Origin of the sequence: Paenibacillus piri, assembly GCF_004354045.1 — a bacterium.
GTDB classification, from domain to species: Bacteria; Bacillota; Bacilli; order Paenibacillales; family NBRC-103111; genus Paenibacillus_S; species Paenibacillus_S piri.
This window is the reverse complement of the sequence record NZ_SMRT01000003.1, coordinates 29241-47265: the sequence shown is the minus strand read 5'-3', so window position 1 is coordinate 47265 and position 18025 is coordinate 29241. Positions and strand designations below refer to the sequence as shown.

The 18025-nt window shown below is 54.5% G+C and carries 14 protein-coding genes and 1 pseudogene; 2 read left to right on the top strand and 13 right to left on the bottom strand.

The window, feature by feature from the left end:
* Positions 1-113 precede the first annotated feature (113 nt).
* From E1757_RS08525 to E1757_RS08515, 3 genes are all read right to left on the bottom strand, one after another.
* On the bottom strand, positions 114-1175 hold the full coding sequence (locus E1757_RS08525) for a galactitol-1-phosphate 5-dehydrogenase (protein WP_246079092.1): 1062 nt from the start codon (positions 1173-1175) through the stop codon (positions 114-116).
* Positions 1176-1180: 5 nt separating this feature from the next.
* Positions 1181-2677: a xylulokinase gene (locus E1757_RS08520; RefSeq protein ID WP_133226764.1), complete on the bottom strand. Its 1497-nt coding sequence runs from the start codon at positions 2675-2677 to the stop codon at positions 1181-1183.
* A 130-nt stretch (positions 2678-2807) separates the two neighbouring features.
* The gene (locus tag E1757_RS08515; RefSeq protein WP_181956624.1) at positions 2808-3662 is read right to left on the bottom strand and encodes a class II fructose-bisphosphate aldolase; all 855 of its coding nucleotides are present in this window, start codon (positions 3660-3662) and stop codon (positions 2808-2810) included.
* Positions 3663-3995: 333 nt separating this feature from the next.
* Here E1757_RS08515 and E1757_RS08510 point away from each other — a divergent pair, with 333 nt between their 5' ends.
* Entirely contained in the window at positions 3996-4544 is a 549-nt protein-coding gene (locus E1757_RS08510) for a DUF3267 domain-containing protein (RefSeq protein ID WP_133226762.1), read from the top strand.
* 368 nt (positions 4545-4912) lie between these two features.
* On the opposite strand, the pseudogene E1757_RS08505 reads toward E1757_RS08510, so the two are convergent.
* The 7 genes and pseudogenes from E1757_RS08505 to E1757_RS08475 form a co-directional block, all read right to left on the bottom strand.
* Positions 4913-6492 (bottom strand): annotated as a pseudogene (locus tag E1757_RS08505) (glycoside hydrolase family 43 protein).
* 208 nt (positions 6493-6700) lie between these two features.
* A complete protein-coding gene (locus E1757_RS08500) occupies positions 6701-7576 on the bottom strand; it encodes a sugar phosphate isomerase/epimerase family protein (protein ID WP_133226760.1) in 876 nt (291 codons plus the stop codon).
* A gap of 19 nt (positions 7577-7595) precedes the next feature.
* Positions 7596-8522 carry an NAD-dependent epimerase/dehydratase family protein gene (locus E1757_RS08495; protein WP_165972020.1) on the bottom strand — a complete coding sequence of 309 codons (927 nt, stop codon included), beginning with the start codon at positions 8520-8522 and terminating at the stop codon, positions 7596-7598.
* A 2-nt stretch (positions 8523-8524) separates the two neighbouring features.
* Entirely contained in the window at positions 8525-9451 is a 927-nt protein-coding gene (locus E1757_RS08490) for a sugar phosphate isomerase/epimerase family protein (RefSeq protein ID WP_133226756.1), read from the bottom strand.
* 60 nt (positions 9452-9511) lie between these two features.
* A complete protein-coding gene (locus E1757_RS08485) occupies positions 9512-11164 on the bottom strand; it encodes an extracellular solute-binding protein (RefSeq protein ID WP_165972019.1) in 1653 nt (550 codons plus the stop codon).
* 89 nt (positions 11165-11253) lie between these two features.
* Positions 11254-12150: a carbohydrate ABC transporter permease gene (locus tag E1757_RS08480; protein ID WP_133226752.1), complete on the bottom strand. Its 897-nt coding sequence runs from the start codon at positions 12148-12150 to the stop codon at positions 11254-11256.
* Positions 12151-12172: 22 nt separating this feature from the next.
* Complete coding sequence (locus E1757_RS08475) at positions 12173-13141, bottom strand: ABC transporter permease (protein ID WP_342774521.1); 969 nt, start codon at positions 13139-13141, stop codon at positions 12173-12175.
* Between the two features lie 270 nt (positions 13142-13411).
* Between E1757_RS08475 and E1757_RS08470 the strand changes: the two genes are divergently transcribed.
* Positions 13412-14329, top strand: a complete 918-nt coding sequence (locus E1757_RS08470) for a helix-turn-helix domain-containing protein (RefSeq protein WP_133226750.1) — start codon at positions 13412-13414, stop codon at positions 14327-14329.
* A gap of 133 nt (positions 14330-14462) precedes the next feature.
* Here the strand turns inward: E1757_RS08470 and E1757_RS08465 are convergent, their stop codons facing one another.
* The 3 genes from E1757_RS08465 to E1757_RS08455 form a co-directional block, all read right to left on the bottom strand.
* Positions 14463-15620, bottom strand: a complete 1158-nt coding sequence (locus E1757_RS08465; RefSeq protein ID WP_133226748.1) for a Gfo/Idh/MocA family protein — start codon at positions 15618-15620, stop codon at positions 14463-14465.
* 230 nt (positions 15621-15850) lie between these two features.
* A complete protein-coding gene (gene mreB / locus E1757_RS08460; RefSeq protein WP_133227476.1) occupies positions 15851-16903 on the bottom strand; it encodes a rod shape-determining protein in 1053 nt (350 codons plus the stop codon).
* A 390-nt stretch (positions 16904-17293) separates the two neighbouring features.
* Positions 17294-17995, bottom strand: a complete 702-nt coding sequence (locus E1757_RS08455; RefSeq protein WP_133226746.1) for an isochorismatase family protein — start codon at positions 17993-17995, stop codon at positions 17294-17296.
* Between the last annotated feature and the right edge of the window lie 30 nt (positions 17996-18025).

The window sequence follows — 18025 nt, the reverse complement described above, 5'->3', positions numbered from 1 at the left end:
AGCCTGCTATATCACGGCTCCGGTTCGGGTCGGGCTTTTGTTGTCATCTGTTCGAATTATTCGCCCTGTCCATCCCTAGCGCCTTGCTGCCGCCGGCAAGCGGACGGTGCCCGTCAGCGGTTCAGCAGCAATATTTTCCCCTTCACCGCTCCCGGCTGCCGGTACAAGTCAAATGCGTCGTTAATCCCGTCCAGGTCGAACTGCCGGAACACGATACCTTTCAAATTCAGCAGCCCTTTACGGAGAAAATGAAGCGTCAGCTCCCATTCCTTGCCCGGAAACGGAGCGCTGTACGACATCCAGGAGCCGGTCAGCGTAAATTCTTTGCGGTTCATTAATTCAAACTGCTTATGCGAAAATGTCAGCTCGCGCACGGGCGTTCCGACGAAACAAACCTTCGCCTTGTTTGCCGCCAACTCAAAGCTCAGCCTCATCGTCACGTCCGAACCGGCCGTTTCCATCACAATGCCGAAGCCTTTGCCCGCCGTAAGGCGCTTCCAATCGTCCTCAAAACCGGGGCGCAGCGTATTGACGGTATGATCCGCTCCCAACTGCCGGGCCGTGCTCAACCGCTCTTCATCGATATCGAATACCGTGACCTCCCGGGCTCCGAGAATTCGGGCCCATTGCAAAACAAGCAGGCCGATGTTGCCTCCGCCCAGCACGGCCACATGCTCGCCGCCCTGAAACCCGATCAGCTGAAGCGCATGCAGCGCGACCGCCGACGGCTCGACAAGCGCCGCCTCTTCGAAGCTGATCTCCTCGCCGAACGGAATCGCATTGCTTTCCGGAAGCGCGACATATTCCGCCCAGCTGCCGTTCACCCGGGAGCCTATGAACGAATAATGCTTGCATTGGGCAAAATGGCCGCTGCGGCAGTCTTCGCATTTCCGGCAAGGCTTGAGCGGCACGCCGACCACGCGGTCGCCCGTTTTCACGCGGGTGACGCCGCCGCCGACACGCTCTACCGTTCCCGCAAATTCATGTCCCAGCACAATCGGATAATGATGGGCCGCATCGCCCAGTACCCGCGGCAGATCGGAGCCGCAAATACCGGTTGCCATCACCTTGACCAAAATCTCATCCGGCTCCAATGCGGGAATTTCGAGCTCCTCCACCCGAATGTCGTTCGGCCCGTGAAGCACGGCCGCTTTCATACTCTTGTTCGCTTCCATAAGCTTTACCATCCCATCCTTGGAAATAAATCCTTCAACCGGTTGTACGTTTCCAAATATATGTCATATACGCGGGCGTACACCGGCTCATGATGCGGATCGGCCTCATATTCGCGGCTCATCCGCACCGTCCGTCCGACCGCTTCCTCGTAATCCCGGTAAATGCCCGTTCCGATGCCGGCCAATATGGCCGCGCCAAGCGTCGTGGCCGAATCCGACGAAGCGATTTTAAACCGTTTGCCCGTCACATCCGCTTTGATCTGCGTCCACAGCGCGCTGTTGGCCGCGCCGCCGGTGCTGTGCAGCGTATAAATCGGGACGCCGCTTGCTTCCGCCGTCCTCAGATTATGCCGCAGCGCCAGCGCACAGCCCTCCATGATTGCGCGGGCCATATGCCCTCTCGTCTTCTCGTACGTCAAGCCGAGGAAGACGCCTTTGGCGTCGGCATCCCAGATCGGGGAACGCTCGCCGGCCATATAAGGGAGGAACAGCAGTCCCTCGCTGCCGGCCCGAATGCGCGCTGCCTCCTCATTGGCCTGCCGGAAAAAATCCGGATCGGCGTCGCCCGCAAACTCCCTCCTCATCCAATTCAGGCTGCCGCCGCCCACCGTACCACCCTGCAAAATCCACCGGTCCGTAACCGCATGGCAGCTAAGAATAAGCTTGTCGTTGGCAACCGGCCGGTCCATGACGATGCTCATGCCGCCGGCCTGCCCGCCCTGCTCCTGAACCTCGCCGGGACGGATCGCCCCCGCGCCCAGCGTGGCGCAGGCGGCATCCAGACCGCCGGCCACGACCGGCGTGCCTGCGGCCAGCCCCGTTGCCGAGGAAGCGAGCGGCGTAACCCCGTCTACGACATCGCAGCATTCATAGATTTCCGGAAGCAGCTCCGATGTGATGCCCATTTGCTCGGCCAGCGAATAATCCCACGTTTTCGCCGCGATATCGAAGGCATGCAGTCCGTTGCCCTGCGATACGTCCTGGGACCATCTCCCCGTCAGCTTATAGACGATGTAGCTGTTGCACTGCACGAGCTTGGCGGCCTGACCGTACAAATGCCGCTCATGCTCCTGCATCCAGAGCAGCTTCCCCGTCACGTAGGACGGAGCCAGCGGATTGCCGGAAACCGCGAACAGCTTCTCGCTGCCGATCGTATCGAGAAGCTGAGCGCACTGCTTGTCGGATCTTCGATCCAGCCAGATGATCGCGTTTCTGAGCGGCTGTCCGCGCTGATCGACCGCGATCGCGGCTCCGCTCTGCCCGTCCACGCCGATGCCCTTAATGTGATGCGGCTGTACGCCGGCCTGCTTGAACATTCGATGCAGATTCACGCATACGGCGCGCCACCATTCCTCCGGATTTTGCTCCGCATAGCCGGGCTGCGGATAATAGGTCGGATAAGGCTCCGTACCTTGGAAGACGACCGTGCCGTCAGGCTCGAACAGCGCAACCTTGCAGCCGGAAGTTCCGATATCGATGCCGAGCAAATAACTGTTCCCCACGTGCAGACGCCACCTTTTTCAGTTGAATAGAAAGTATAAGTTTTTATTACTTTGCTTCGCACAACCTTGATAAACGCGCTCGTTCCCCTAAGGACGGCGAAGCCGTTTATCCCTGCTTGAATTCGACCCACTATGCTTTATTCGTACAGCCGCAAAGCTCCATCTTCTCCATCGCCAGCCGCTTCACGACCTGCTTGGCGGCGGACATATAGGAGCGCGGGTCAAGATCGCCGGGGTGCTCGGCGAAAAACTGCTGCAGCGAAGCGGTAAACGCATTTTTCAGCTCGGTCGCCACGTTCATCTTTGCCATTCCGAGCGAAACGCAGCGCCGTACCTGCGCTTCCGGAATACCGGAGCCGCCGTGCAGCACGAGCGGCACATCCACCAGGCGGGCGATCTGGCCAATCCGCTCGAAATCGATATTCGGCTCTCCCTTGTAAATGCCGTGCGCTGTGCCGATCGCCGGAGCCAGCGTAGCTACGCCGGTCAGCTCGACAAATCGCCGGCACTCATCCGGGTCGGCCAGCGCAGCCATATCCTCATCGACATGAATGTCGTCCTCGACGCCGCCGACCTTGCCCAACTCGGCCTCTACATTGACGTCTAACGCACGGGCCGCTTCGACTACTTTACGGGTCACCGCCACGTTATGCTCGAATGGATGCATCGACTGGTCGATCATAACCGACGTATAGCCCGCGCGCATGCACTGCATGATGAGCTCGAAGCTTTGGCAGTGGTCCAAATGCAGAGCGATCGGCACGCTGGCCTGCGCTGCGGCCGTTTTGGCGGCCCCGGCTATATATGCGATGCCCAAATGCTTGACCGTACCGACGGTCGTTTGCAAAATAAGCGGCGAACGGCTTTCCTCCGCCGCTTCGACGACGGCCTGCAGCATCTCCAGCGTATGGACATTAAAGGCGACGATGCCGTAGCCCTGCTTGCGCGCTTCCTGCAATAAAGGTGTGGATGAGACTAATGGCATAATGAAAACCCTGCCTTCCTGAATCAAAGATTTTAGTTTCGTTTTATTTCGATTAGTTTCGTTTTCTTTTATATCAACACCATATTATGGTTCGTCATTTTTGTCAATCCATGTCGGGCCGCTGTTTGATGCGAATTGAAGAAAATTGCGTTATTCCCAAACGGCAGCCAAGCAATTTTGGGAAGTCGTCGGGTTTCTTTCCCGGCTGTGTATGACTGGGGTCAGTCAAGTTACGCAAGAGCGACGCCGACCCATATCTATCAAATTCGTTGAATTATGCACGGTTGTCACATATTATAGTCTTAAGTCTAGAGGTTGAAAGGAGCATAAGTCGTGAAATCGGATTGGTCGATGAACGCCGGTAAAGCGTATACCATTATCATCATAGCCTGCTTCTTGTCGGTTGTCCCATCCTTCTATGTTTACGAACTCGTGAACGGATGGGGATTGCTCGTTAACGGCACACTCCGTCTGGAGCTCGATCTGGGGCGAATAGTCCTTTTTCTTCTATCGATCGCAGCTCTATCCTGTTTGCACGAGCTTACGCATGCGGTCGGATATGTATATATCGGCAAGGTGCCGTGGAAAAATATTCGAATCGGCATCATGTGGCGCTCTCTGACTCCATATGTTCATTGCATGGTCGGGGTGCGCGCCGATGTGTACAAAATCGCAGGCCTGCTGCCGGTTATATATGGAATCGTTCCGCTTCTCGTCGGATTGATCGGAGATCTCAAATTCTTTTATATATTAGGCGTGTTCATGCTTATGGGTTCATACGGGGATTTGCTGATGCTATGGATTTTGAGAAGTATTCCAAGCGGTACTCTGGTGAAAGATCATCCGAGCAAGCTCGGCTGTGAAATCGTCGAGGAGTACTGACCGATTCAAAGCGACCGCAACATCATGAAGCCCTGGCCGAGTTTCGGCCGGGGCTTCATGATGTTGCAACGAGTATTTGTCAACCGCAGACTGAACCGCAAGCTCAAGTCAGCCAGCCTGGCGCCTCCGCAGCCGGTTACTCCTTTTCTTTATAATATCAGAATTTATATGTTTTCAGCCGAGCTGAACCATTCTGATATTGCAAGAAAAGCTACATTTTAATCGCGGTCGCTCATCCTTGAAAGGCCTCGATAGAGGTTTCCTTATAATATCAGAATTTATATGATTTCAGCGGAGCTGAGCCATTCTGATATTGCAAGAAAAGCTATATCTAAAACACGAATGTATCTTCATCGAAAGGACTTCGATCAGAAGCTTTCCTTATAAACAAAATAATCAAAATCCGCATGCTTCTTCATGCCGCTCAAATCCTGAACGCACATCCCGATAAACGTTCCGGTAAACCGGATATAGGCCGGGAAATCGTCGGACAGATGGGTAAGCTCGATCCGTCCGCCGACAGGCGTCCATTCCCTTCCCGCATCGGCATAATAAAATTGGACGAGCTCGCGGTCGATTTCCGCCTTCAACCGGTACCGGCCCGTACCCTGTAAACGGATATCCCGCTCCAGCAGCTCGTCATACAGTCCGTTTTTCGATTGTACGATGCCGAGGCACGGTCCCAACTCCTCGTGATGCGTGACGCGCAAATAAATGTAGTCCTTCGTATCGTAATACAGAATTAATCCGGCCATCTGCTGAAAATGTTCGGGAGCGAACTCAAGACATGTTTCCGCCTCGCACCGGAAGCTTTGCTGCCGTCTGGCCACCATGCTTTGCCTGTGCATGGAGCTCATCGATTCCATGCCGCGCAGGCGCAAAAGCCGGGACGCTCCGTAAGCGTCAGCCAGGACGGGTCGGGCGGTATCCGCAGCGTGCTCCAGTTGACGTCTAACTGCGTCCGATCGAAATCGTCCGTCGCCGGCTCGTGCGGGAATGGCTGCGGAGCCAAGTCTCCCGGCGCTTCGACATGGACGCCGGGCGTTCGCCCGCCTCCGGCCAGCCGAAGCCAGCCGTCATCGCTCCATTCGCACAGCTGGATGGCGGTTTCCCTGCCGAGATTGCAGTACTGCTCCTTCACCGGACGGCCGCACAGATGGACCATATACCACGCGTCCGAAGGCGTTTGCACCAGGCTGGCATGGCCTGCCTTTTGCAGCTCAAGCTCCGGCTCGTCCGCGGAGCTCAATATCGGATTGAACGGATCGACTTCGTAGGGTCCTTCAATCGTACGCGAACGGGCCATGGTCGCCGCATGCTTGTATTGGGTCCCGCCTTCCGCAGTGAGCAGGTAATAATAACCGTTCCGCTTGTACAGGTGCGGCCCTTCGGTCAGCTTCAGCTCCGTTCCGCGGAAAATATTGGTCGCAGGACCGACCAGCTTCCGCTCCTCTGCCGAATATTGCTGAAGCACGATTCCGGCGAACTTGTTGTTTCCTTTCCTGTGATCCCACAGCATATTGACCAGCCATTTGCGGCCGTCGCCGTCATGGAACAAGGAAGGGTCGAACCCGCTGCTGTTCAAATAAACAGGCTCCGACCAAGGTCCCGTAATATCATCGGCCGTTACCAAATAATTATGCGTGTCTTTGAACGCGCCGATCCTGCTCTTCACATCCGTATAGATCAAATAAAACGTCCCGTTATCGTAGCTCAAGCAGGGCGCCCATACGCCCCCCGAATCGATATTGCCTTCCATATTCAGCTGCGATTTGCGCGTCAGCGCATGCGTCAGCAGCTTCCAGTGAACCAAATCCTTGGAGTGATGAATTTGAACGCCCGGGAACCATTCGAACGTCGAGGTCGCGATATAATAATCGTCCCCCACCCGGCAGATCGACGGATCCGGATTAAAACCGCGAAGAATGGGATTCACGATCCGATTCATAGAAGCAGCCCCCTTGTCCTGTTTATCCACTTTATTTTAAAAATCCCGGTAAAATCGCATAAAAAACATACCTGCTTTTGATTTATTGATGGCGGAGGCGAGACATAGGCGGCAGCTTGCGAAAGAGCATAAGCAATGGGATACAGCGAGCCCCGCCTCTTGAAGACGCTCTTTGAAAAGCTTTCCGTACGACCCATACTATTCACGATCATTTCTTAAAATTGTGATAGCCCAGCTGCTCCAAATACGATTTGCTTGCTTGAATCGCCTCTTGCGCAGGCATCATCGGGTCGCCTTTCCGCGTCTGGCTCCACTGATTGCCGTCCAGCTCGACATGAGCATAGCCGTCGTAGCCGCTGTCCTCCAGGTAGGACAGAATTCCTTTCACGTCCACCGTACCCCTTCCGAGCGGCGTGTAGCCGAGAAAGCCCGTTTTATCGACTTCGCGGCCTTCGCTATCATGCTCGATCGGGCCGCCGATATAATCCTTCAAATGAACGATCCGAATCAGCTCGCGATACGTCTTCACGATGGCCAGAGGATCGCCGCCGCCTTTGGCGATTTGCCCCAGGTCCGGCGCGAAGGTAACTGCCTGTGGATCGAGGGCGTCCATAATGCGGTGAATCTCCTCCTCCGTTTCCACAGGCGTGCCCGTATGCGGGTGAAAGCAGCAGAGTACCCCGCGGTCGGCAATGCGCTGCGCCAGCTCGTTCAGGCAGGCGGCGATATCGGATGCGTGATCGCCGATGGCGAAGCCGTCCCGCTTAATCATTTTGCCCCCGATAATGACGACGGGACCGTTAAATTTCGAATACAAGTCAACCCACTGCAGCACTTGGCCGATTTCTTCCCGGCGCACGGCCGGATTTAGCACATCGAGATGACAGTACAGGGAGGTCAGCTCCAGTCCGTTCCGTTGAAACAGCTCCGGCAAATTTCTTCCCTTCGCCTCCCATTCCTCCAGCACCCAGCCGAACGTCTCGGTGCCCCAATACCCGCACGCGGCGATGGCCGGGATCGCCTGCTCGATATCTTTATTGTCCCAAGTTATCGCCGTATGCCCAAACCGAATGTTATTGTTCATCGTTCTTTCGCCTCCCAGGTTAGTTTGACTGCGGGTTCTGGTTCCGCCAAGAATACATCGGCTTGTAGCCCAGCTTGTCGCGCAGCTTTTTGGCGGTGATGAGCCCTTCCGTACCTTCAAGATGAGCGGCCATCCCCGTTAAATCCGGCCACATCTTGGCGACCGCGTCCTTCGTATCCTCGACGTGACGGCTGTCGGTCAACAAATGGAACACCTCGAACCTGTCCAGATGATCGGCTTCGATGGCCAGGGCAAAGGCTTGTGCCGCATCCCGCGGATCGACATACTGATAAGTCGTGACGACGGGTCCGCCGACATGCTGCCGCGGCTCGAACGTAATGCCGTATTTGTAGTCATCCTTGCGGAACGGCCAATCGATTCCTTGCAGCCGGAAGGCGACCGCACGGATGCCGTACGCCCGGCTGTATGCTTCCAGAATATGCTCGCCCAACATTTTGGACAGCGCATACGTATCTTCCGGACGGTTCGGATGCTCCTCGTCAATCGGCAAATAATCGACCTGGAAGGGCGTGCCGCTCAGCCTTCTGCCGAGGCCGAGCGCATAATAGGAGGAGGCGAAAGCGACCGTCTTCACATGCTTGAACCTGCGGGCGGCATCCATCAGGTAGAATGTGCCCATCGTATTGACGCGCATCGTCTCGTCCTCGGGCAATCGTTGAATTTTCGGCTGACCGGGATTCAGCTCCGTATCGTATGGGATTGCGGCGAGATGGATGATCGCCTCCGCTTCGGATAAGGAGATCGCCCGCATGCAATCCTCCAGCGAAACAAGATCGCCCTGGACAAACTGGACGCCTTTCGGATAATTGGCCGGATCGGGCACCGTGCAGTCGAAGCCGGTCACCCGGTAATCCTTCTCCAATAAATGTTCGATCACATAACGGGCCAGCCGTCCGTTTCCTCCGGTGACGAGCACATGCTTCATCTTCATCCCACCTGTCCTTTCGTTTGCCGTAATCGGTTTAAATAGCGAATGCTTTGTTCAAAAAAATCCAGCTCCTGCTGTCGGATATCGCGCTCCGCATCCCATTTCATCCAGCCCGGCTCGATGATCAGATGCAGCCCTTCGGCGCGGGGGCTCCGTTCGGCCAGCAGCTCCAGCGCCCGCGGCAAATCGACATGCCCTTCGCCCAATGTGCAACCATAAGGAAGAAACGGAATGACTCCTCTTACGGGAGACTGGATGACGGCCATATCCTTGATGTGCGTCGTCAACGCATAGGGCGCCAATGCTTCGATATCGTCATTGGGATCGCAATATACGGTAAAGCCGTTGGCCGTATCCAGTGCAGCCCCCACAAATGGGGAATCGACGGCGTCCAATATTTGCGCCAGCTCGCGGCCGGTAAAATCGCAATGATTTTCGACCGCAATGGACAGCCCGGCAGCCTCCGCCATTCGTGCGGCCTCCTTCAAGGAAGGGACGAGCGCATTCATATGGTCGCGCACCGCAACGCTGCGGTTAAACCGGCTGCTGTCGACCTTCAACCGGCCGTATCCCGTTCTTACGACCGGCATGCCGAGCAGCTTCGCCTCCCGCAGCGCCTCCTGCAGCTTGGATTTCGCCGAGGGATCGGCTTCGGGACCGGCCAATTGGAAGACGCCGGGAGCCGATGTTTCCAGCTCAATCCCGAGCGATGCAGCCAGCTCTCCAAGCTCCTTTCGCCGTGACGGCTCCTTTGGAAGCTGCCGCACCTGCAGCACGGTGCAGCCGAGCTCAGCCGACCTGCGCACCAGCCATTCCGCCGCCCCCTCCTCCTCAACATCGGCCGGAACCGGGTAAAATCCACCCTGCACACCTATTTTCATCGAGCTGGCCGCAGATTTCATTTCGTAATCGGACCGCTGCTTCATGATCGTCCACCCTCTCCCCGGGTCGTTCAAAAGAGGGGAGTAAATCCCCTCCCCGGTTCATTATTTTTTACTGCCTTTCCACTTGGCGTCGTATTCCTTCTGCATGATGGACATATACTCGTCGAGTCCCATAGCTTTTAATTCCGATTGGAATTTATCCCAATCCTTCTCGATATCTTGATTGCCGACGATGAAGTCGGCGATGGACGCTTCCAGCTTTTTGTTGATCTCCGTCTTCAGCTCGTTGAACCTCGTCGCCGCTTTAGGCTCGAAGAAAAACTTCGGCACCGATACTTTTCCCGCATATTTGTCGTATAGCTTGGCAGCGTCGAACAGCACCTTCTCCAGGTCGAACTTGCCATCCGGCAGCTTCTCGCGGGAATCGGAACCGAACGGCGGCCATGTCGAGTTCGCGCCCTGCCAATGCGTATTTTGCGGCTCCTGCCACAAATCTTTGCCGATCAGCTTGAACTTCGCCTCCCCGCCGTTAGCCGCGGTCGTCCCTTTAGGCACCTCCCAGTTGACGCCCGGAACCCCGTATCTGCTGCGCAAAAACGATTCCTGGCTGTACATGAAATCGATCAGTTTCATGACGACATCCGCATGCTTGCCATTCGCGGGGATGACGAACTGGTAGTTGCCGACGACGCCGAATTCGTTGAAATAAGCGGTCTGAAAGCCTTTGGGCCCTTTCAAGGGCGGGACGATTTCATAATTCAACCGCGTAGCGTCATTGGCCGCGAACGCATGGGGTCCGCCGCTCGGAACGGCGCCGACGTTATTGCCGTTGTTCAGCTCCACAATCTGTTTCAATTGGGACTCGTCATTCGTAAACCCGGTCGGATCGATCAATCCTTCCTTGGACAGCTTGTTCAAATAGCGAATACCGTCTCTCCATTCCGGCGTCGTAAAGGCGGCGATCACTTTGTCATCCTTGACATACAGGCCGTTCGGATCCTGGTACGTAAAAGCGTTCATAATGAACTGGTCGATTTTGGCAAACCAGCTCGTTTTCGAGCCGGTCATCGGGATCTCATCCTTTTTGCCGTTTCCGTTAGGGTCTTTCTCTTTGACCGCCTTCAAATATTGATACAATTCATCCGTCGTGGTCGGAACGGACATGTTCAACGCTTTCAGGAACGACTTATTGACCCAAAAGCGCATCGCCCGGTCGCAGTTATAGCACACGCCCACTTGCGGAATTCCATAAATATGCCCGTCGGGCGCGGAAGTCGCCTGTTTGGTATTCGGGTATTCGCTGTACATTTTCTTGATATTGACGCCGTGCTTCTCGACCAAATCCTCTATCGGCCGAATAATCCCCTGGGAGCCGTATGTAGCCAGCGCGGAGTTGTCCAGGGAGAAGTTGCCCATGATGAGGTCGCCCATGTCGCCGCCCGACGAAAGCTCGAGATTCAGCTTCGTCTTGGCGTCGGCCGCCGGATAAAAGTTCCATTTAATATGAACATTCGTCTGATCCTCCAGCCACGTGGTCAGCTCGTTTTTACCGTATTCCCAGGACAAAACGGTCGGACTTGACGGCACGGTAACGGTAATGGTCACCTTCTCCTTCGTAATCGGCAGCGCGCCCGGCGCCGAAACGTTCGCATCCGACGCCCCTTTCTGTCCCGCCTTGTCGGACGAGCATGCGCCGAGCAGCAGGGAACCGCATACAAGAACCGCCACGCCACTGCTGTACACCCTTTTTTTCATACTCATTCTCCCTTCGTAATCTTGCTCTCTATATCCGTCAAACCGGCTAGGGCCAGCATGCCCCCAGGGCCGGTGAATGACCTGGTCCGTCAACCTTTTATCGAGCCGATCATCACGCCTTTGACAAAATGCTTTTGCACGAACGGGTAGACGATCCAGACCGGCAGGCTGGCGACGATAATAATCGAATATTTGAGCAAATCGGCCAACCCCTGCTTTTTGGTCATCGACTCGGGATCCGTAATGGTCGACGGATCGACCTCGTTCTGGATCAAAATATCCCTCAGTACGAGCTGCAGCGGAAATAAATCTTTGTTTTTCAAATAAATAAAGGCGTTGAAGTAGGCATTCCAATGCGACACCCCGTAGAACAGCACCATGACCGCGATAATCGCCTTGGAAAGCGGGAGCACGATGCTCCACAAAAATCGGATGTGCGAACAGCCGTCCATTGATGCGGCCTCGAACAGCTCATGGCTGATCGTCGTCTGGAAAAAGGTTCGCGCAATAATCATATTCCATACCGCAAGCGCGCCCGGAAGCAGCAGCGCCCATCTCGTATCGATCATCCCGAGCGATTTAATCAACAAATAATTCGGAATCAGACCGCCGTGGAAAATCATTGTAAATGCAAACAAGTACATAATCAGGTTGCGGCCGACCATCGTTTTACGGGAAAGCGGGTAAGCGGCCATAATCGTCAATACGACATTGATCGTCGTGCCGACGACCGTATAAAAGACCGTATTCCCATAGGCGGGAATAATTCTCGCATCCTTGAAAATCGCCGTGTAGCCCTCGAACGAGAAGTCGACCGGCCATAAAAACACCTTGCCCGATACGACGGCAAGCCTATCGCTGAACGATGCGCTGAAAATGTATACAATCGGATACAACACAACCAGCAGCGCCAACAGCAATATCAGATCATTAAAGAAAAAAAACAGTTTATCCGCATTCGTGAGTCCCACTTTATTGCTTTTCATCGGACGGCCCCCTTCCCCATAGTTACCACAAGCTCGTTTCTCCTACTTTTTTGGCAATCTGGTTGACGATCAAGATGAGGATCATGTTCACGACGGAGTTGAACAAGCCGATCGCGGTGGCATAAGCGTAATTGGGCGCGCTGGAAGCCAGACTGACTGAATACACATAGGTGGAAATGACTTCGGACGAAGCGATGTTCAACGGATTTTGCATCAAAAATATTTTTTCAAAGCCGATTCCCATAATCGACCCGGCATGCAAAATGAGCAGCGTCACGATCGTCGGCATAATGCCGGGCAGATCGACATGCCTGATGCGCTGAAACCGGCTCGCGCCATCGATGGTCGCCGCCTCGTGCACCTCCTGGCTGATCCCCGACAACGCCGCCAAATAAATGATCGTGCCCCAGCCCGTCGTCTGCCAAATGCCGGACCATACATAAATCGATTTGAACCACTCGGGATCGCCCATAAAATTGACCGGCGCAATGCCGAGCAGGCCGATACCCGTATTGACGATACCGATGCGCGGATTCAGAAACTGCAATATCATGCCGACCATGACCACGGTTGATATAAAAAACGGCATATAGGTGACGAACTGTACGGTCTGCTTGAATTTCGTCCTCAGTGTCGCATTCAACGCCAAGGCCAGAATGATCGGGAGCGGAAAGCCCGCGATCAGCTCATACAGGCTGATTATGATCGTATTTCCGACAACCCGGACAAACTGCGGCGAATTAAAAAACTTGACGAAATGATCCATCCCGATCCATGGACTGCCCCAAATGCCGTCTAAAATTCTGAAATTTTTGAACGCGAGCTGCACCCCGAACATCGGGATGTAATGGAAAATAATGAGCCAAAGCAGTGGCAGAAAAATAATGACATACAATTGATAATCATGACGCATCTGCTTGAGCCGCAGCATCCGTTCTTTTTTCAGAGCCGCCTTCGGACTGACCATGGCATTCATTGTCGTTTGCTCCACGTTTCAATACAACTCCCTTGTCTGTTCTATTCGAATCGGCGGTACGGATAAATTAAGAACGCGCGTTCAATTTGAAGTGCATTTGTTAGCGGTTACATGGTAAAATATACATAGAAAGGAATCAATTGCTTATAGTTTAAATGCTGACTCCGAAAGGTTACATGCCCAAAGTCGGACTTCTTTTTACCCAAATTTAAACATAGCCAGGCTGCAGACGAGCGATGAACCGATGCATTCGTCATTACCAGAACTTAAGGGCAGGTGAACGGTATGGCCAAGTTGGAAAATTCGAAAATCAGAGATTTTACGCTGGAGGAATATTTTGCGGAGGACATTCAAACCAATCTCCATTTATTCAGCATGCACGGCCGCCGGGTGAAAGGGACCTGGTTCTTTCCGTCGCACGAGCATTTCCAATACGAGCTGAATTATGTGATCGAAGGGCATCAGGACTTCACCGTAAACGGAAAAACATACGCCCAGCAGGCGGGCGACCTTATGCTCATACATCCCGGGGAGGTTCATTTCAACCGCTCCGGCGACGGGAAGGAATTTTCGTATTTCTGCCTTCACTTTCAAATGGACGACAGCCAGCTGCTCCCCGCTTTGAGCCGTTCCACTCAAACCTATTTTCCCGCGGGCTCCGCGATGACGGAACGGGTCATGCCGCACTTGCATCGTCTGATCGGATTTTCCAAGCATACCGCATCATTGAATGTGCTCGACCGGATGAGCATGATGGCCGAGCTGTTCCAGCTGTTCGGCAGCGTGGCCGATGTGCTGAGTTCGGAAAAAACCGCTCAGCCCGAACCGCCTGAGAACGACCGTCTGGCCGTCTACATAGCAACCCGGATCGAGCAGTTGGTCAAAAATTTACATCTTCACGGCCCCAACGACCGGGACAGAACGTTCATCAACGATATTGCCGCCGATCTGGACATCAGCCTCTCGTACTGCAACCGAATATTCAAACGGCGGTATCACATGTCTCCGCGCCAATATCTTTCGTCCTTGATGCTGCAAAAGGCGAAGCATCTGCTGAAGCAGAAAAACCTCTCCATCGACCATGTCGGAGAGCTTCTCGGCTACCGGGAAATCGCCCATTTCAGTAGGCAGTTCAAGCGCTGGGCGGGCATGTCCCCGGCCTACTACCGGCAGATGAACAAATCAAGAGAGCAGTCGAATTAGCCTGTGCAATGCCCGCAGGCAGCTGCACCTGCTGCGCATCATGGACCGTCAACAAAAAAACCATCGCCTCCGCAAGGGTGATGGTTTTAATGTCTATGCAAGCGGCCGCAATCGTTTCAATCGCGGCTGCGGGTTACGCTTTATAATTGCTTCCGGTCGTAATCGACATATCCTGAAAATTTTCTACCGACGTTTGTTTTTCATAGAAATGGGTCGCATTCGCCTGAATGCCTGCACCCGTATAGAAAGGGTCGTCCGGCTGCAGCGGGAACAGGACCTTTTCGCCGGTGCTTGCCGATTTGTAAATGCCGACGATCAGCTCGAGCGTATTGCGTCCGCTTATGCCGTCGATCAAAAGCGGCGACCCGGTTTCAACAGCCGCCATCACATTGTCGATTTGCCCGGCGTGGCCTTCGTATACAACCTCCGGCAGGCTGTCATACAAGGATTGAATCTGCTGCTCCAGCTCCGGATTCGGCTCGGGAAATCCGTTCGCCTTCGAGCTCGACGCTTTCAGCTTCCATGGAACGGAAATGCGCGCCTGCTTCGCTTGAAAAATAAGCTGCTGCTCCTCGCCGTGATGCACAACGGAGCTTGTAATTTGCGCCAGCGCCCCGGTCGGATAACGCAGCATAGCGACGGATAAGTCCTCTACCTCGGCGTTATCATGGGACGTATTGCTCATAAAGGCCTGAATCTCGCTCGGGCGCCCCATCATCCACAGGAAAGCGTCGATATGGTGCACGGCATGATTGAGCGTGCAGCCTCCTCCTTCCTTCTCCCAGGTCCCCCGCCACCATAAATCGTAATAGCAGTGCCCACGCCACCAGAAGGAATCGACCTGAGCGTGGACGACCGGACCGGCCAGGCCGCTTTCCAGCACCGATTTCAGCTTCATCATCGGCGTTTTGAAACGGTTCTGGGCTACGACCGACAGCAATTTGCCGCTCTCCCGCGCCGCCTCGTTCATGTCGTCGCACTCTTTTAGCGAGGAGGACATCGGCTTCTCGACCAGCACATGCTTGCCGGCACGCAAAAAATCAATGGCGATCGGAGCATGGGTATAAGGCGGCGTGCAAACCGATACAAGATCGATTTCCTCGTGCAGCAAATCGCTATAGTCCTGAACCGCTCTGGCATGAGTCAGCCGGTATTCGTTGACGCGCTGCTGCGCCTTATCCGGATAGATATCGCAAACCGCCACAATCCGGCACCGCTCCGGAAACTGCAAATAAGCTTGAATATGGGCGGCGCTGATCGCGCCCGCGCCGATGACCGCAACCTTTAACATGGGATAGCCCTCCTTCGACATCGAACCGAACTCGTTCGTTAGCGTAACCGCTTGCATTTAATTTTACTTGATGCGGCTTCCGTTTTATATGTCGATCTTGTGCGAAAATGTTGCGATCTTGCGGAAGACGCCCATGAACGACATGGGCGTCTGACCTGCATCATGCTATATCCGAAAGAACACAATCCTGCCGCCATGGCGGAACGAATGCCAGGCTGCAAAATTGCGTGTCATCCCGCCTCGACCGCTTCGTCCGGCCCGTCGGCTGCGGCGCGCCAGGCAAGGCCTTGCTTGGCGCTGCGCACGCCGAGCATCATGCCGGCGCCGATTGCGGTACAGTCCAGCGGCCTCTCCGCAATATGTACGGGAATGCCCGTCTCTGTGCGAATGCGTTCATCCAGCCCTTCCAGCAGGGCGCCGCCGCCGCACAGCAATATGCCCTGCTCGATGACGTCTCCTGCAAGCTCGGGCGGACATTTCTCCAAAGTCGTGCGGATCGCCTCGATCAGCGATTTGAAAAAGTCGTCAACCAGCTTATAAATTTCACCTGAAGAAATCCGGATCGATCTGGGCAGTCCTTCAATCACGTCGCGTCCCCGGATCTCGATCGTCTTTTCTTGTGCGGACGCGTTCGCCGTTCCGATCCGCATCTTGATTTCCTCGGACGACCGTTCCCCGATCTCCAGATTGTACTGCTTCTTGACGTATTCCATAATATCCCGGTCAATCGACATACCCGCTCTGTTTACCGTATGGCTCGCGACAATGCCGCCAAGCGACAAAACGGCTACCTGACAGGTGCCGCCCCCGATGTCGAGCACCAAATGTCCGATCGGCTCGCCGATCGGCAGCCCGGCTCCAAGCGCCGCCGCCAACGGTTCCTCGACGGCAACCGCCTTTTGGGCCCCTTTATGAATGATCGTCTCCTCAACAGCCCGCTTTTGCACATTGGTGATGCCGCAGGGCACCGATATATACACCTGCGAGCTGCGCAAAAAAGACGAGCGCCCTTGAATTTTTTTAATAAAATGCTGCAGCATATTTTTGGTCATATCAAAATTGGCGATAACGCCATTCGTCAAAGGGTATGTAATATCCACATAGCCGGGAGCCCGTCCGATCATCGCTTGCGCCTCAGCACCGACAGCCAGCAGCTCGCCGGTTTCCTGATTGACGGCTACGACCGACGGCTCGCTTAGCACGACGCCTTTACCTTTTTCATATATAACCGTGTTCGATGTTCCCAGATCAATACCGAATAGCTTGTCAAATCGTTTTAACATCATTACTCTCCTCCCCAATTTTAAAAATGGACGCAGAGGCTGTTCAAACGGATATGCTATAGTATTCTGCATGAGATCGGGATTTAAGGGGGAAGCATGTCAAATTCCTGAAGTAATGCCGAGATGTATCTTTCATGACTCCGAAGGGGAAGCCAAACGTCTGCTCACCGTATTTCAAATGTAAGCATATTATTCGATTACGACTTTATCGGGTTAAGACCCCCACCTCTAAGGTGGGACTTGAATAAGGTGGGATAGAGTCCCCATCGGATTCCCCGATGTTCAGCAAAGCTGAACGAGTTCACTCGGAAGCGTCCCGGCCACGCTTAAGAAACGGATGGGGGCGCCGTTTCCGGCCCCCCCCTTAACTTTCAGTATGTCCGATGTGCTTCAAGCGCGTTTATTTTTCAGCCGCTGCCCCAGCTGATCGCATACTTCGCCGATATGCATGACGTCGGCATATTTGTGATGAAGGTCGAACAGATTAACCTGGTGGGACAGCATATTCCGGTCAAAGCAGCATTCCTCCACCACGACCGTGTGGAATCCGGCGGAGTAGGCATCCACGGCCGAAGCCCGGACACATCCGCTGGTCGATTCGCCGCAAATGATCAAGCTGTCCGCATCCATCATGTTCAAAAAAGCGGCCAACGGGGTACCGTAGAAGGCGCTGGCCCGTGTTTTATAAATGATCAAATCATCCGCTGCGGGTTGAAATTCCGCAAAAATTTCAAACGCTCGATCGTCCGGCCGCTTGGAGCGTCGATGAGTCGCCTGCAGCCGGGTACGGGAACGCATCCGCAGATCGGCCGTCGAATAAATGACGGGAATGCCGATGGCGCGGGCCGCTTGAAACAGCCGCTTGGTCGGCTCGATCGCTGTCCAGGCGTACTCGCCGCAGGAGCTGGGAAAATCACGCTGCAGATCGATGACGGGCTTGTCTCCTCCTTCATAAGCGCTGTTATACAGATCGATTGCGAGTAAAGCGGGCCGTGAGCCTATGAACGTGTCGCGTTCATAAGCCTTGTAAATTTGCAGCACCTCCGGGCTCATCAAATGTTTCCAGCAATGGTCTTCAAATCCGTATTTCATCGAAACCGATCTCCTTTCTGTGCGAAGCTA

Coding starts and splice junctions, on each gene's coding strand:
- E1757_RS08525 (WP_246079092.1), bottom strand. CDS start 1,175: ATGGAAGCGAACAAGAGTATGAAAGCGGCCGTGCTTCACGGGCCGAAC.
- E1757_RS08455 (WP_133226746.1), bottom strand. CDS start 17,995: ATGAAATACGGATTTGAAGACCATTGCTGGAAACATTTGATGAGCCCG.
- E1757_RS08515 (WP_181956624.1), bottom strand. CDS start 3,662: ATGCCATTAGTCTCATCCACACCTTTATTGCAGGAAGCGCGCAAGCAG.
- E1757_RS08480 (WP_133226752.1), bottom strand. CDS start 12,150: ATGAAAAGCAATAAAGTGGGACTCACGAATGCGGATAAACTGTTTTTT.
- E1757_RS08500 (WP_133226760.1), bottom strand. CDS start 7,576: ATGAACAATAACATTCGGTTTGGGCATACGGCGATAACTTGGGACAAT.
- E1757_RS08490 (WP_133226756.1), bottom strand. CDS start 9,451: ATGAAGCAGCGGTCCGATTACGAAATGAAATCTGCGGCCAGCTCGATG.
- E1757_RS08495 (WP_165972020.1), bottom strand. CDS start 8,522: ATGAAGCATGTGCTCGTCACCGGAGGAAACGGACGGCTGGCCCGTTAT.
- mreB (WP_133227476.1), bottom strand. CDS start 16,903: ATGTTAAAACGATTTGACAAGCTATTCGGTATTGATCTGGGAACATCG.
- E1757_RS08470 (WP_133226750.1), top strand. CDS start 13,412: ATGGCCAAGTTGGAAAATTCGAAAATCAGAGATTTTACGCTGGAGGAA.
- E1757_RS08465 (WP_133226748.1), bottom strand. CDS start 15,620: ATGTTAAAGGTTGCGGTCATCGGCGCGGGCGCGATCAGCGCCGCCCAT.
- E1757_RS08485 (WP_165972019.1), bottom strand. CDS start 11,164: ATGAAAAAAAGGGTGTACAGCAGTGGCGTGGCGGTTCTTGTATGCGGT.